Genomic DNA, 13,972 nt, shown 5'->3' with positions numbered 1-13,972 from the left:
GGGTCAGTCCTCTCGGAGGGCCGTGGACGAGGCGGAAGGCAGAGCGCCGCCGGGCACGGGACTCGCGGCCGGCAGGACTCGGGCGGCGCAGCACAGGGCCGCGGCGAGGGCCAGGAGCGCCGCCACGAGTGCCGCCTCCGGCCCGCTCGCCGTCCAGACGGCGCCGAACGCGACGGCGGCGCCGAGCCGGGCCAGCGCCTGCGCGGTCTGGACGAGCGCGAGGCCGCCGGCCTGGCGCCCCTCGGTGAGGAAGGGGCCGGTCAGGGCCATCAGGACGCCGTCGGTGGCCGCATAGAAGGTGCCGATCAGCACCAGGACGCCCCCGACGAGAAGGACGTCCGGTACGGGCGCGAGGAGCAGTCCGTACGCGAGGAGCAGGGCCCCGTGCCCGTACAGGAAGGGCCGGCGGCGCCCGACGCGGTCGGCGAGGCGGCCGGCCGGGACGGCGAGCAGCAGATAGACACCGGCGGCGGCGAGCGGCAGGAACGGGAACCAGGTGGCGTCGAGTTCGAGCCGTCGCTGGAGCAGCAGGTACAGGAAGGCGTCGCCGACGGTGGCGGCGCCGAGCAGCCCGGCGCAGAGGAGGATCCGCCGGTAGGCGGGCGAGCGCAGCGCGGCGAAGACCCCGCCACGCGCGCGTGGCGCCGCTTCGGCGGCCTGCGCCTCCCGGGGCCGTCGTGCCGCCGTGTCGCGACGCCCCGGGACCAGCAGCACCCACAGCAGGACGCCGAACACCCCGACGCAGAAGCTGACGGCGAAGACCGCCTCGTACGCCTCGGCCGTGGCCCACAGCAGGGCGAAGGCGGCCAGGGGGCCCAGGAGGGCTCCGGTGGTGTCCATGGCACGGTGGGTGCCGAAGGCGCGGCCCAGCTCGTCCGGCGGGCTGTGCAGGGTGATGAGCGCGTCGCGCGGGGCCGTGCGGACGCCCTTGCCGAGCCGGTCGGCGGCGAGCGCGGCGGCGATCCCGCCGGCCGAGCCGCCCGCGAGGAGGAGGCCGAGGCGGGAACAGGCCGAGAGGGCGTAGCCGAGCCCCCCGACCTGTTTGTGGCGTCCTCCGCGGTCGGCGGTGGCGCCGCCGAGGATCCGTACGAGCGCGGTGGCGCCGGTGGAGAGCCCGTCGAGCAGGCCGAACTGGAGCGGGGAGAGGCCGAGTCCGACGACGAGGTAGAGCGGCAGCACGGCGGTCACCATCTCGGAGGAGATGTCGGTGACCAGGCTGACCGCGCCGAGCGAGAGGACGGTGCCGGGGACGGTGCCCGGGACGCGCCGCCTGCCCCGCGAGGGGGCGGGCGGCGCGCCGCGGCGACCGGTGGTCGCGAGGTACATCAGTGGCAGGTGTAGGTCGGGCCGGAGTCCTTCACCTGGTCGTCGGTGCCGACGTACTGCCAGGTGTAGGTGGTGTCGGTGAGGTCCAGTTTCAGGACGCCGTACGGGCCGCTGATCCGCTTCTGGCTGTTCGGCTGGACCGTCTCGATGTCGTAGGGGTCGGCGCCGCCCATGCCCCCGACGATCTCGACGATGCCGTCGGCGGTGGCGCGCCCGTTCGGGTCCTGCGGGGCGAACCGCTCGTAGTGGTGGTCGTGTCCGTTGAGGACGAGGTCGGCCTTGGCCCCGTACAGGATCTGCCAGACCGGCCGGGAGACGGGGTCGTTGCCGTGGCCGCCGGAGGAGTACAGGGGGTGGTGGAAGTAGGCGGCGAGGCAGCCCTTGGTGTTGCGGGCGAGGTCGTCCTTCAGCCACTGGATCTGGGCGGGGTCGTCGAAGGAGTTGGAGTCGAGGGCGACGAAGTGCCAGTTGCCCTGGTCGTAGCTGTAGTAGGGCTTGCCCTGGGGGTAGGCGATCGCGCCGAAGTACGCCTTGTAGCCGGCGAGCGAGCCCGCGGGGTCGTAGGTCTCGTGGTTGCCGGGCACCGGCCGCGTCTTCGCCTTGAAGGCGCCCCAGGTCTTGTCGTAGTAGGCGCGGAAGTCGGAGAGCAGGGCGTCGTCGTACTGGTTGTCGCCCATCGTCAGGTAGAAGGACGGGGCGATCCGCTGTGCCAGCGCGGCGGTCTTGGGGTGGGCGCAGGAGCTGCTGGAGGCCGTGCACTGGGCGGCGATGTCCCCGGCCGCGACGACGGTGAAGGCGCCGGTGGGCGGGGGCGCGGTGCCGGTCGTGCCGTAGGCCTCGACCGCGAAGAGGGAGTAGCCGTACGAGGTGCCGCGTGCCGTCCCGTAGACGCGGAGGTGGCGGCCCTTGCCGGTGAGTCCTGTCCAGTCGTCCGTGCCGCCGTTCCCGGCGGTCTCGGTGGCGAGGCGGGTCCAGGTGGTGCCGTCCTCGGAGATCTCGACGCGGTAGGCCTTGGCGTAGGCGGCCTCCCAGACGAGGCGGACGCGGGAGACGGTGGCGTTGGCGCCGAGGTCGACCCGGATCCACTGGGGGTCGGAGCCTTCGGCGCTGGCCCAGCGGGTGGTGGAGACGCCGTCGAAGGCCTTCTCCGGGCCGAACGTGCTGTCCTCGACGGACGAGGAGGTGGCCGGCCTGCCCTGGGAGATCAGCGGATCGGCCGCGGCGCCGGCCCGGTCCGGGTGGGCGAGCAGGAGGCCGCCGACGAGCAGCAGGACGGCGGTGAGGACGAGAGTCAGTCGGGTGGTGGTGAAGGGGGTGGTGGGGGTGCTGCGCGGTGGTGTGGAGGCGTACAGGCGCATACCTGGGCTCCCTGGCCTGAGGGGTCGGCGAGAGCTGGACACCGGTGCGGAGCACGAGGACCCTGCCGCGTGGCGATTCGGGGCGCCACGCGGCGGGGTGGTGCTCGGCGGCCGGGTCAGAGCTCTCGCTGAGCGCGTCACGCCCGTGGGGTCGGGCGCCGCGCCAAGCCGCTGGCCGGGATGCTAGCCGATAGGAAGGTTTCCTACCAGACCTTCAACTCCCCCTGCCCGCACGGACTTCGGAGCCAGTGGCACGGACCCCGGGAGGCCTCAGAGGCTGATGTGGTACGCCTTGCGCAGGGTCTCGTGCACGGTCCAGGTCGTCCGGTCGCCCTCGCGCAGCACGCACGCGTCGCCGGGGCCGATCTCCAGCGTCTCCCCGCCCTCGACGGCGACGGTCGCCCGTCCGCTGACCACCACGAAGAGCTCGTTGGCCTCGGTGTCGGTGACGACTCCGGGCGTGATCTGCCAGATTCCGCGCACCTGCTTTCCGTCGGCGGACTCCCACAGCACCTTGCCCGTCACCTCGGGCGTGCCGGAGACGATCTGGGCGGGGTCGAGAGGGTCCGCCTCGAGCTCCGCGTCGGGAATGTGCACGGCGAAGGAGGGCACGTCATGTGTCGTCATGGGCGGTGACTGTAGCGGGGCTCAGGAGCGTCCCGGGGACCGGGACCGGGTGGAACAGATCGCTCCGCTTCGCCTCCTACCAGGCGACTTACCCGAATGCGACGACGGCGACGAATTCCGCACCACGCTCCCGGCGAAGCGCGGCGGGGCTCCTCGGCCGTCCGCGGCGACGGGAGCGGAGACGCCGTCACGGAATCCGCAGGAGCGCCCGCGGACGGCGGGGCGTGTGGCAGGAGGTCGCCACCGAGGTTTGCGGGGCCCGTGGTCGCGCCAGGAATGGGACATGTCCACACAGGTGTCCGAAGAGGTACGGGAGGCGCTCCACGAGGGCCGGCCCGTCGTCGCGCTGGAATCGACGATCATCGCCCACGGCCTGCCCCGCCCGCGCAACCTCGCCGTGGCCCTGGAGCTGGAGGAGCTCGTACGGGCCGGGGGCGCCGTCCCCGCCACCGTCGCCGTGGTCGACGGCACCGCCCGGGTGGGCCTGGACCGTGCGGCACTGACCCGGATCGCGGAGGACCCGGCGGTGCGGAAGCTGGGTCACCGCGATCTGGCCCCGGCCCTGGCGACCGGGGCGACGGGCGCGACGACGGTCTCGGCGACGGCGTGGCTCGCGGACGCGGCGGGCATACGGGTGTTCGCGACCGGCGGGCTCGGCGGCGTGCACCGCGAGTGGAGCGAGACCCAGGACGAGTCGGCCGACCTGCGGCTGCTCGCCGAGGTCGGGATCACAGTGGTGTGCGCCGGGGTGAAGTCGATCCTCGACGTGCCGGCGACTCTGCAGCGCCTGGAGACGCTGGGGGTGACGGTCGTCGGATACGGCACGGAGCACTTCCCCGGGTTCTACCTGTCCTCCTCGGGCGAGCCCGTCGACTGGACGCTGCGGAGCCCGGAGGAGGTGGCGGGGGTCATACGGGCCCAGGACGCGCTCGGCGGGCGGCAGGCCTCGCTCGTCGTGGCCAACCCGGTGCCGGAGACGGAGCAGTTGGACCCCGCGCTCCACGACCGGGTCCTCGCACAGGGGCTCGCGGCGGCGAAGGAGAAGGCGATCACGGGGCAGGCCGTGACGCCGTTCCTGCTCGAATACCTGACGGTGCACACGGCAGGGGCGTCCCTGGAGGCGAACCTCGCGGCGGTACGGGGCAACGTCCGGCTCGCGGCCCGGATCGCGACGGCGTACGGCGCGGGGGCACGGGGCTCGGGAACGCCTCGCACGGGGACGCCTGGCACGCGGGCTCCCGGCGCGGGGGCTCCCGGCGCGGGCGGACGGTGAGCCGGCTGGGGCGCGCGCTGTTGGTCGTCGGGGACGTGGTGACGGACGTCGTCGCCCGGCACCGGACGCCCCTCGCGCCCGCGACGGACACGGCGGCGGAGATCCGGACCCTCCCGGGCGGCGCCGGGGCCAACGCGGCCTGCTGGGCGGTGCGTTCCGGCTGCGAGGACGTGCGGCTGCTCGGCCGGGTCGGGACGGACGCGGCGGACTGGCACGAGCGGGCGCTGAGACGGGCGGGGGTGCGCCCGCTGCTCGTCCGGGACGCGGAGGCGGCGACGGCCACCGTGATCGCGCTCGTCGACGCCTCGGCCGAGCGGACCTTCCTCACCGACAGCGGCGCCGCGCTGCGCCTCTCCCCCGCCGACTGGAGCGCCGGCGTACTCGACGGCGTGGCCGCGCTGCACCTCTCCGGCTATCTGTTCTTCGCCCCGGCGAGCCGCGAGACGGCCCGGCGGGCGCTGCGGGACGCGCGGGAGGCGGGCGTTCCGGTGAGCGTGGACCCGGCCTCCGCGGGGTTCCTCGCGGAGCTGGGGGTGGACGGGTTCCTGGAGGCGACGGCGGGTGCCGACGTACTGCTGCCCAACGCCGACGAGGCCCGGCTGCTGACCGGGTGCCGTGAACCGGAAGCGGCGGCCGCGGATCTGAGCCGGCGCCATCCGCTCGTCGTGGTCACCCTCGGACCGGCGGGCGCTCTGGTCGCCGAGGGCGGCGCGGTCACGGCACGGGTGGCGGCGCCTCCGGTGCCCGCGGCGCTCCGGGTGGACTCGACGGGCGCGGGCGACGCCTTCACCGGCGCGTTCCTGGCGGTCCGGCTGGCGGGCGCGGACCCGGTGAAGGCCGCGGAGGCGGGCTGCCGCGCGGGCGCGGAGGCGGTCACCGTCGTGGGAGGCAGACCCTTGGACCCCACACCCGGGGCGACCGTCTAGGGCCTGTCCGGCGGATCAGGGTCGGATAGGTCGCGGCGTCTGGTGCGGTGCATCGCAAGGCGCCGGAGCGCACTAATAGCGGAGCTATTCGGGCGTTTCGGCAACGCGGCGAGGTGCCGTGCCAGACGCCGGGGCCCCGGCCATGATCCGCCGGACAGGCCCTAGTACTCCAGCAGGACTTTGATGTTTTGCCTGGTCAACGGCTTGGGTTTGGGGAGTGTAGCGGGGTGGTGCTGGAAGCGGGGCGGGTTCACCTGGCCCGTCCCGCGAACGAGTGCCCTCGCCGTGTGTAGTGACATCGGGCTGGACAGCCACCATGTGTGACTGATGACGTAACCGCCAACGAGTGGGAACACGAACTGGAAGAACTCTTCCTGCAAGTCGGGCACCGCTTCTCACGTGTTGAGCCGCGACGCCGGATGCGGGACTACGTCCGTGGTCTGCTCGGCCCGGTGGGCCGCAAGAACTCCTGGCAACTGGCCGAGTTTGCCGGGCACTCCACGCCGGACGGACTGCAGCACCTCCTGGCGAAAAGCCGGTGGGAAGCCGACGGAATCCGTGATGACCTGCAGGGTTACGTCGCCGAGCACCTCGGCGCCGACGACGGTGTCCTGATCATCGACGACACCGGCTTCGTCAAGAAGGGTGTCACTTCAGCCGGGGTGCAACGGCAGTACTCCGGCACAGCCGGCCGCACCGAGAACTGCCAGATCGGTGTCTTCGCCGCCTACGCCACCACCCTGGGCCATGCCTTGGTCGACCGCGAGCTCTACCTGCCCAAGTCCTGGACCGACGACCTCGAGCGCTGCCGTGCTGCCAAGATCCCCAGCGAGCGTGGCTTCGCGACGAAGAACGACCTGGCCCGCACCATGGTCCTGCGAGCACTCGCCTCCCCGCTGCCCGTCGCCTGGGTCACCGCGGATGCCGCCTACGGGCAGGACTCCCGCTTCCGCCGGTTCCTGGAAGACGTCGGCCTGTCCTATGTCATGGCCGTACCGAAGTCCCAGCAGGTCCACGGCCCCCGCATCGACCATCTCATCGGCCAGGCTCCGCCAGAAGCGTGGCAGCAGCTCTCCTGCGGCGACGGCGCCAAGGGGCCCCGAATCTACGACTGGGCCGCGGCCCGGCTGCCGGCTGTCTGGGAATTCGACGGCGACGAGCCCACCCGCCAGCGATGGATGCTCGCCCGCCGCAGCATCACCAAGCCGGACGAGCTCGCCTACTTCCTCGCCTCGGCACCCCTGCAGGCAACCCTCACCGACCTCGTGGGGATCGCCGGCTGCCGCTGGAAGATCGAGGAGTGCTTCCAGAGCGCGAAGAACGAATGCGGCCTGGACCAGTACGAAGTCCGCCGCTACACCGGCTGGCACCGGCACATCACTCTCGCCATGCTCGCCCACGCGTTCCTGGCCGTCACCGCCGCCCACGCGAGGGAAAAAGGGGAACCGAGCAGAACACTCCCGACCTCGTGGACCTCACACCAGCCGAGATTCGCCGTCTCCTGGCAGCTGCCCACCGACATCCTGCTGCACAGGGCGACCACTCGATGAACTGGTCACGATGGCGCCGTCGGCACCAGGCCAGAGCCCGCAGATGTCACTACACACGGCGAGGGCACTCGTTCGCGGGACGGGCCAGGTGAACCCGCCCCGCTTCCAGCACCACCCCGCTACACTCCCCAAACCCAAGCCGTTGACCAGGCAAAACATCAAAGTCCGGCTGGAGTACTAGTCCCCGGACTGGCCCCCGGTCCAGGCCGGGTGGCGCGGGTCGTCGGCGCGTACGACGACGTCGGCGGTCGTGGCGGGGTCGACCTCCGCCTCGTACCGGGCGAAGGCGGGCAGCGTCCAGGACTCCTCGGTGCGCCGGGCGAGGGCCGCGGCCGAGAGCCGCAGGTGCACGGTGAGGTCGAAGGGGAACCAGTGGCCGAGGAGGAACGGCCCGTGGAGCAGGAGCACCCCGCCGGGCGGCAGCGTCACGTACGGGCTGCGGGTCGCCCGGTCCGTGGCCGGGTCCCACAGGTCGGGCAGCACGCGTCCGGTGCCGCCGGGTTCCAGCGGCGCGAAGACCTCGCGCCACAGGGCCTTGATGTCGGTCCACCCGTCGTAGTACGCGTCGGGGTCCCGCTTCCCGTACTCGTACCGGAGTGAAGCGGGACGCAGGAAGCCGCCCGTCCCGGCCACGTGGACGGCGCGGCCGCGCGCCCGGAGCGCCTCGGCGAGGAGTCCGGCGAGCTCGCCGCCGGGTGCGGCGGGCGGCCCGTCGATGCCGACCTTGAGCCATGGTCCGCCGTCGCCGGGCGTGGCCGCGTCAAGGTGCCCGGCGAGCGTGCCGGCCAGCCGTTCCCAGGTGATCGCCTCGTATCGCATCCCACTCATCCTGCCTGCCGCTTCCCCTGCCCCGGCGCGACATCCCGTCCCGACCCGTCGCCGTGTCACGGCCTGTTCCCGCGCCCCGGCTTGACCTTGTCACTGGCGTCACTGTTCGACCATCGGATTCATGGACACCATCACACCCACCAGGGTCGTCGTCGTCACCGGCGCGGGCACCGGCATCGGCCGGGCCACCGCGCGCGCCTTCGCCGGACAGGGGGCGACGGTCGTCGCCGTCGGCCGCAGGAAGGAGCCGCTGCGCGAGGCCGCCGAGGGACACCCCGGAATCCACCCGTTCGTCGCGGACGTGACGGCGGAAGGCGCCGCCGAGGGGATCGTCGAGGCGGCGGTGGCCGCGCACGGCCGCCTCGACGTCCTCGTCAACAACGCCGGGATCTCCTCCGGCGGCCCGCTCGGCACCCTCGACCGCTCCGTGATCACCCCGCTCCTGGAGACGAACCTCGTCGCCCCCGTCCTGCTCACCCAGGCCGCCGTCCCCGCGCTCAAGGGGTCCCGGGGCGTGGTGGTGAACGTGTCGACGGCGATCGGGCAGCGCGGCTGGCCCGCCAACTCCGTGTATCCGGCGACGAAGAGCGCCCTGGAGACCCTGACCCGGTGCTGGGCGCTGGAGCTCGCGCCCGACGGCATCCGTGTGGTGGCCGTCGCGCCCGGCGCGATCGAGACACCGATCGCCGACCACATGGGCCTCTCCCCCGAGCGGCTGGAGGCGCTGCGGGCGTGGCAGCTCGCCCACACGCCGCTGGGCCGCATCGGCAGGCCCGAGGAGGTCGCGCGGGTGATCACGTCGCTCGCCTCACCCGACGCCGGCTTCCTCACGGGCACCGTCCTGCCCGTCGACGGGGGCGCGCTGGTCACGTGATACGACTGCGTGCGGAGGTGGCGCCCCTTGCGCATCGGTGAACTGGCCCGGCGGACAGGGGTGTCACCCCGCGCGCTGCGCCACTACGAGCAGGCGGGACTCCTCGCGTCGGCCCGGGCGGACAACGGATACCGGGTGTACGAGGAGGGCGCCGTCGCGCGCGTGTCCAACATCCGGTACCTGCTGGACGCCGGGCTCACGCTCGACGACGTGTCCGCGTTCCGCTCGTGCCTCGACGGGGACGTCGCGGCCGCCGCCCCGTCCGCCCGCGGGCTGGAGATCGCCCGCGAGCGGCTGGCCGTCCTCGACGCGCGGATCGCGGCGCAGACGGCGGCCCGGGACCGGCTCGCGGCGTCGCTGGACCGGTCGGTCCCCGGGTCGCCGGCCACGTCCCCGGCGGGCGCTCAGCCCTGGGCGCAGGCCGGGGCCGGCTCGTCGACCGAGAGCGGCGCCCCCTCGGGCAGCAGGTAGGTCACGTACAGGACGACCGGCTCGGTGCCGAGGTTGCGGCCGATGTGGACGTGCTTGCCGCCCGAGGGCTCGATGAACGCCTCGCCCGCCGGGGTCACTTCGACCGAGCAGTCGTCGAGGGTACGGGTGAGCGTGCCGGCCTGGACGACGGCGACGAGCTGTCCGGGGTGGTGGTGCCACCCCGTGGAGCCGCCGGGGGCGATGGTGATGGTCCGGACGACCACATCGGTGTCGCCCTTGGGCGGCTTGATCTTCAGCTTGCCGTCCGAGGTGCCCTTGGCGAGCACGGTCCCGCTGACGCCGCTGCCGGGCGTGGCCAGCGCGGCGGACGGCACGACCGCCACCGCGGCGACCGCACCCGCGACGAGTAGCCCTCTGCGCAGGCGCGCGCCGCGCCCCGCCTCACGTATTCCCTGCACCGGCCCCATGACGATTCCCCTCCGAGTTCGTGGAGCGGCCGTGCGTTCGACGGCCGCCGAAACGGCCATACGCTACTCGGAAGCGGAGGTCCCGGACAGGGGATTGGATCAAGGGACGCGGGTGAGCCGTTCGAGGGTGGCGCGCCCCGACTCGATCGCCCCGGCGAGCGTCAACTCCCCTTCCGCGAGGGCGCGACAGGTCGCCGCGTCGGTCCGCAGCCAGGCGTCGGGACCGTCACCCGCCCCACCACTCGGCCGGCCGCCCTCGTACACCCCGTCCCCGTACTCCACGCCACCGTCGCCGTCGATCCGTACGTGGAACTCCCCCTCGTCCAAGGTCACCTGGACGACCCCCGCACCGAGCTCCGTGAGCGGGCCGAGGAGCGGGATCGCGTACCAGTGCGCACGGACGGCGTCGGTCGGCCGCGGTTCGCCCAGGCCGGACGCCCCCCACGCGGCGAGCGAGCGCAGGACGGGCAGCAGGTCCCGGCCGCGCGGGGTGAGTTCGTACACGGACGCCGAGGCGGGCGGCGGGAGCCGCCGCCGGGTGACGAGTCCGGCGCTCTCCATGTCCTTGAGGCGGCCGGCGAGCATGTCCGTGCTGACGCCGGGCAGGTCGGCGTGGAGGTCGGTGTAGCGGCGCGGCCCGGCGAGGAGTTCGCGGACGACGAGCAGGGTCCAGCGGTCGCCGACGAGGTCGAGGGCGCGCGCGGCGGCACAGTGCTGGTCGTAGCTGCGGCGTGGCTGACGTGGCATGCGACGCAGTCTAGACATGTTGTTGGACTTTCCAAGCTCGAACTTGGTAAAACCAAGCAACACTGATTCCGCGGACCAGGGGAGGTCGGACATGGAGTTCCGGCAGTCGAGCAAGCTGAGCGAGGTCTGCTACGAGATCCGCGGCCCGGTGATCGAACACGCCAACGCGCTGGAGGAGGCGGGCCACAGCGTCCTGCGCCTCAACACCGGGAACCCTGCGCTGTTCGGCTTCGAGGCGCCCGAGGAGATCGTCCAGGACATGATCCGGATGCTCCCGAAGGCCCATGGCTACACGGACTCCCGCGGCATCCTCTCGGCCCGCCGCGCCGTCGCCCAGCGCTACCAGGCCATGGGCCTGCCCGAGGTGGACGTCGACGACGTCTTCCTCGGCAACGGCGTGTCGGAACTGGTCTCCATGGCCGTCCAGGCGCTTCTGGAGGACGGCGACGAAGTCCTGATCCCCGCCCCCGACTTCCCGCTCTGGACGGCGGTCACCACCCTCGCCGGCGGCAAGGCGGTGCACTACCTCTGCGACGAGTCGGCCGACTGGTACCCGGACCTCGACGACATGGCGTCGAAGATCACCGACCGGACCCGGGCCGTCGTCATCATCAACCCCAACAACCCCACCGGGGCGGTCTATCCGAAGGAGATCGTCGAGGGCATCCTCGATCTCGCCCGCCGCCACGGCCTGATGGTCTTCGCCGACGAGATCTACGACCAGATCGTCTACGACGAGGCCGTCCACTACCCGGCCGCCTCCCTCGCCCCCGACCTGGTCGTCCTCACCTTCGGCGGGCTCTCCAAGACGTACCGGGTGGCGGGCTTCCGGTCCGGCTGGCTGGTCGTCAGCGGGCCGAGGCAGCACGCCAGGAGCTATCTGGAGGGCCTCACCATGCTGGCCTCCATGCGGCTCTGCCCCAACGCCCCCGCCCAGTACGCCATCCAGGCCGCGCTCGGCGGCCGGCAGTCGATCCACGAGCTCACCGCCCCCGGCGGCCGGCTGCGCGAACAGCGCGACCGGGCCTGGGAGAAGCTCAACGAGATCCCCGGCGTCTCCTGCGTGAAGCCGAAGGGCGCGCTGTACGCCTTCCCGCGCCTCGACCCCGCCGTGCACAAGATCCACGACGACGAGAAGTTCGTCCTCGACCTGCTGCTGCGGGAGAAGATCCAGGTCGTCCAGGGAACGGGCTTCAACTGGCCGCGCCCGGACCACTTCCGCATCCTGACCCTGCCGTACGCCGACGACCTCGACGCCGCCATCAGCCGCATCGGCCGCTTCCTGAGCAGCTACCGCCAGTGACGTCCCGCCCCCCGGCTGTCATGATCTGAGGGTCCGAAGGATCTTCGGGCGCGGACGAGCGCATCGGCCGAGGACTTCGGCCGAGGAAACGGGGAGGGCCGGCCGGTCATGGATGTGGCGCTGATAGCCGTGATGGGAACGCTGTTGGGTGTGGTCGCCACACACTGGTTCCAGGGCAGGACCACCGAGCGGACGGCCGCGCTCGCCCGGAACGAACAGCTCCGCCAGGAGCGGATCGAGACGTACAGCGCCTTCGCGGGCGCGGTCGTCGACTACCGGCACAGCCAGAACGACCGCTGGTTCCGGGCAGCCATGAAGCCCGGGTCGAAGGAGGCGGAGGAGTCCCGCCATGCCTCCTACCGGCAGCGCACCGCCGCCCGACAGGCCCTCTTCCGCGTCCAGTTGGTCTGCGACGACCCGGAGACCCGACGGCTCGCCGAGGCGGCCTTCGTGGACTCCCACTGCATGCACGACGCGGTCGACGAGGCGGACCGGGCCCGCCGATCGGAACAGGCGAAGGAGGCGCTCGCCACGTTCATCGCCGCCGCCGCGCCCGGCGTCCGCTGAGGGGAGACCGGACGTGGACCTCGTCGCCCCGGTCGTCGTGGAGCCGCTGCGGCGGCGCCGGTGCTCGGAGTGCCACCAGGGGCCGCTGGAGCGGATGGTCGTCGAGTACCACGCCCTGGTCTGTCTGGACTGCGCCGACCTCGGCCATCTGGTGTTCCTGCGCCGGGGGGACACGGCGCTCACCCGGCGCGCCAGGGAGGGCAGTGTCCTCTGGGCCGTGGTGGTACGGCACAACAAGCGCCGTACGCGGTACGAGCGTCAGGGCCTGCTCGTCGAAGAGGCGGCGCTCGCACGGGCGGAGGCGGCCTGCCTGGCGGACGCGGAGGCGCGGGCCAGGCGGCGGGCCCGGGACGCGGCGCGGCGTGCGGCGCTCGACGCCGAGATCACCGCGACCCTGCGGGCCGAGATCCTCCGGTTGTTCCCGTCCTGCCCGGCGGACCGGGCCACGGAGATCTCCGAGCACGCGTCGGCGAAGGGCAGCGGGCGCGTAGGGCGGACGGCCGCGGGCCGGTCTCTCGACCGGGGCGCCGTCACCGCCGCCGTACGCGCCTCCGTACGGCATGTGGACACGCCGTACGACAGCCTGCTGATGCAGGGGGTTCCCCGGCACCAGGCCCGGACGAGGGTCGCTCCCGCCATCGAGACGGTGCTCCGGGCCTGGCGCCATGGCGCCGTGGATACGCGCGGGCCGCGACGCGGCTGACGGCTCGGGTGTCAGCGCGCGTCGGTCGGGGCGCGCAGGGAAGACCTCGGGTCCGGTTCCCGGCGCGAGGAGGAGACCGTCAGACCTGGTCTCCGGTGCGGCGGGCGCGGCGGTACATCAGGGCGCCGCCGAGCAGCAGCGCGGCGCTCCCCGCGGCGGCGTAGCCGACGGTGTCCGAACCGGTGGCGGCCAGTGCGACCGACTCGGACTCGGTCTGCGGCGCGTGGGCCGGGGCGGGCACGGGCGCGGGGGCGGGCTTCTCGGTCTCCTCGGCGCGCGGAACCGGCACGTTCCTGACGGGGGTCTGCGGGCGCGGCGTCGGCTTCTCGATCGGCTGGACGGGCTTGCCGGGGCCATTGACCGCGGTGTTGCCCACGGCCGGGTTGCCGATGCCGACGACGTTGACCGAGTTCCCGCTGACGTTCACGGGGAGGTCGATCGGCAGCTGGAGGCCGTTGCCGGAGAGGATCCCCGGGGAACCCTCGGTGTGGGTCTCGGCCGTGGCGCCACCGCCGTTGGAGGAACCGCCGTCGGAGGAACCGCCTCCGTGGGAGCCGCCGCCCTGCTCGCCGCCGCGCGGGGTGCCGGGCAGGTCCTTGTGCGACCGGCCGCCGCCGTCCTCCTCGCCGTAGCCACCGGGCTCGGGCGCGGCCGACTTGTTGGCACAGCTGTTGCCGGCCGCCGGGTTGAGCAGTCCGATCACGTTGACCGTGTTGCCACAGACGTTGACCGGCACGTGGACGGGCAGCTGCACCGTGTTGCCGGAGATCACTCCCGGCGAACCGACCGCGGCGCCCTGGGCATCGGCGTCGGCGTGCGCGGCGCCCGCCGAGAGCGCGAGCGCCCCACCCGTGACCATCAGTGTGGCCAGACCACTTCGGCGAATCTGCCTCATGGCTTCCTGCCTTCCGGAGGTGTACACGGGCAAGTGCCCGTACCGGAATCAACGCGACAAACGTGGGTGCCGGATCCGGCCGTTGGCGGGATTCAC

General features: G+C 73.0%; 15 protein-coding genes. 8 read left to right on the top strand and 7 right to left on the bottom strand.

The genetic code is table 11. The annotated features are described in order from the left end of the window. Window positions 1-3: 3 nt before the first annotated feature. The 3 genes from OG357_RS29910 to OG357_RS29900 all read right to left on the bottom strand — a co-directional run bounded on the left by OG357_RS29910 (window position 4) and on the right by OG357_RS29900 (window position 3,311). The gene (locus OG357_RS29910; RefSeq protein WP_329624095.1) at window positions 4-1,326 is read right to left on the bottom strand and encodes an MFS transporter; all 1,323 of its coding nucleotides are present in this window, start codon (window positions 1,324-1,326) and stop codon (window positions 4-6) included. Next, window positions 1,326-2,684, bottom strand: coding sequence for a discoidin domain-containing protein (locus OG357_RS29905; protein ID WP_329624094.1), 1,359 nt, complete (start codon window positions 2,682-2,684; stop codon window positions 1,326-1,328). Before OG357_RS29905 ends, OG357_RS29910 begins: the two co-directional genes overlap by 1 nt. Before the next feature lie 270 nt (window positions 2,685-2,954). Further along, a complete protein-coding gene (locus tag OG357_RS29900) occupies window positions 2,955-3,311 on the bottom strand; it encodes a cupin domain-containing protein (protein WP_329624093.1) in 357 nt (118 codons plus the stop codon). Between the two features lie 283 nt (window positions 3,312-3,594). Between OG357_RS29900 and OG357_RS29895 the strand changes: the two genes are divergently transcribed. The 3 genes from OG357_RS29895 (at window position 3,595) to OG357_RS29885 (ending at window position 7,060) form a co-directional block, all read left to right on the top strand. Then, complete coding sequence (locus tag OG357_RS29895; RefSeq protein WP_329624092.1) at window positions 3,595-4,584, top strand: pseudouridine-5'-phosphate glycosidase; 990 nt, start codon at window positions 3,595-3,597, stop codon at window positions 4,582-4,584. Further along, window positions 4,581-5,510 (top strand): carbohydrate kinase family protein, encoded by a 930-nt coding sequence (locus OG357_RS29890; protein WP_329624091.1) that lies wholly within the window; start codon window positions 4,581-4,583, stop codon window positions 5,508-5,510. The genes OG357_RS29895 and OG357_RS29890 overlap by 4 nt, the downstream gene beginning before the upstream one ends. Window positions 5,511-5,830: 320 nt before the next feature. Next, entirely contained in the window at window positions 5,831-7,060 is a 1,230-nt protein-coding gene (locus OG357_RS29885) for an IS701 family transposase (RefSeq protein ID WP_443066622.1), read from the top strand. Between the two features lie 177 nt (window positions 7,061-7,237). On the opposite strand, the gene OG357_RS29880 is transcribed toward OG357_RS29885, so the two are convergent. After that, a complete protein-coding gene (locus OG357_RS29880) occupies window positions 7,238-7,879 on the bottom strand; it encodes a uridine kinase (protein ID WP_329624090.1) in 642 nt (213 codons plus the stop codon). Between the two features lie 130 nt (window positions 7,880-8,009). Here OG357_RS29880 and OG357_RS29875 point away from each other — a divergent pair, with 130 nt between their 5' ends. Beyond that, a complete protein-coding gene (locus OG357_RS29875; protein WP_329624089.1) occupies window positions 8,010-8,762 on the top strand; it encodes an SDR family NAD(P)-dependent oxidoreductase in 753 nt (250 codons plus the stop codon). Between the two features lie 27 nt (window positions 8,763-8,789). Continuing rightward, complete coding sequence (locus OG357_RS29870) at window positions 8,790-9,233, top strand: MerR family transcriptional regulator (protein WP_329624088.1); 444 nt, start codon at window positions 8,790-8,792, stop codon at window positions 9,231-9,233. Here OG357_RS29870 and OG357_RS29865 read toward each other — a convergent pair. Further along, window positions 9,167-9,661: a cupin domain-containing protein gene (locus tag OG357_RS29865; RefSeq protein WP_329624087.1), complete on the bottom strand. Its 495-nt coding sequence runs from the start codon at window positions 9,659-9,661 to the stop codon at window positions 9,167-9,169. The genes OG357_RS29870 and OG357_RS29865 overlap by 67 nt on opposite strands. 99 nt (window positions 9,662-9,760) lie before the next feature. Further along, window positions 9,761-10,408: a winged helix-turn-helix transcriptional regulator gene (locus OG357_RS29860; RefSeq protein ID WP_329624086.1), complete on the bottom strand. Its 648-nt coding sequence runs from the start codon at window positions 10,406-10,408 to the stop codon at window positions 9,761-9,763. A gap of 91 nt (window positions 10,409-10,499) precedes the next feature. On the opposite strand from OG357_RS29860, the gene OG357_RS29855 reads away from it, so the two are divergent. The 3 genes from OG357_RS29855 (at window position 10,500) to OG357_RS29845 (ending at window position 12,981) form a co-directional block, all read left to right on the top strand. Next, complete coding sequence (locus OG357_RS29855; RefSeq protein ID WP_329624085.1) at window positions 10,500-11,711, top strand: pyridoxal phosphate-dependent aminotransferase; 1,212 nt, start codon at window positions 10,500-10,502, stop codon at window positions 11,709-11,711. Between the two features lie 150 nt (window positions 11,712-11,861). Further along, window positions 11,862-12,278 carry a hypothetical protein gene (locus OG357_RS29850; protein WP_329624084.1) on the top strand — a complete coding sequence of 139 codons (417 nt, stop codon included), beginning with the start codon at window positions 11,862-11,864 and terminating at the stop codon, window positions 12,276-12,278. Between the two features lie 13 nt (window positions 12,279-12,291). After that, window positions 12,292-12,981 carry a DUF2293 domain-containing protein gene (locus OG357_RS29845; protein WP_329624083.1) on the top strand — a complete coding sequence of 230 codons (690 nt, stop codon included), beginning with the start codon at window positions 12,292-12,294 and terminating at the stop codon, window positions 12,979-12,981. A 79-nt stretch (window positions 12,982-13,060) separates the two neighbouring features. Here OG357_RS29845 and OG357_RS29840 read toward each other — a convergent pair whose 3' ends face one another. Then, window positions 13,061-13,876, bottom strand: coding sequence for a chaplin (locus tag OG357_RS29840; protein WP_329624082.1), 816 nt, complete (start codon window positions 13,874-13,876; stop codon window positions 13,061-13,063). Window positions 13,877-13,972 lie beyond the last annotated feature (96 nt).

This window comes from Streptomyces sp. NBC_01255, from assembly GCF_036226445.1.
Taxonomy (GTDB): Bacteria; Actinomycetota; Actinomycetes; order Streptomycetales; family Streptomycetaceae; genus Streptomyces.
This window is presented reverse-complemented; position numbering and strand designations above follow the sequence as displayed.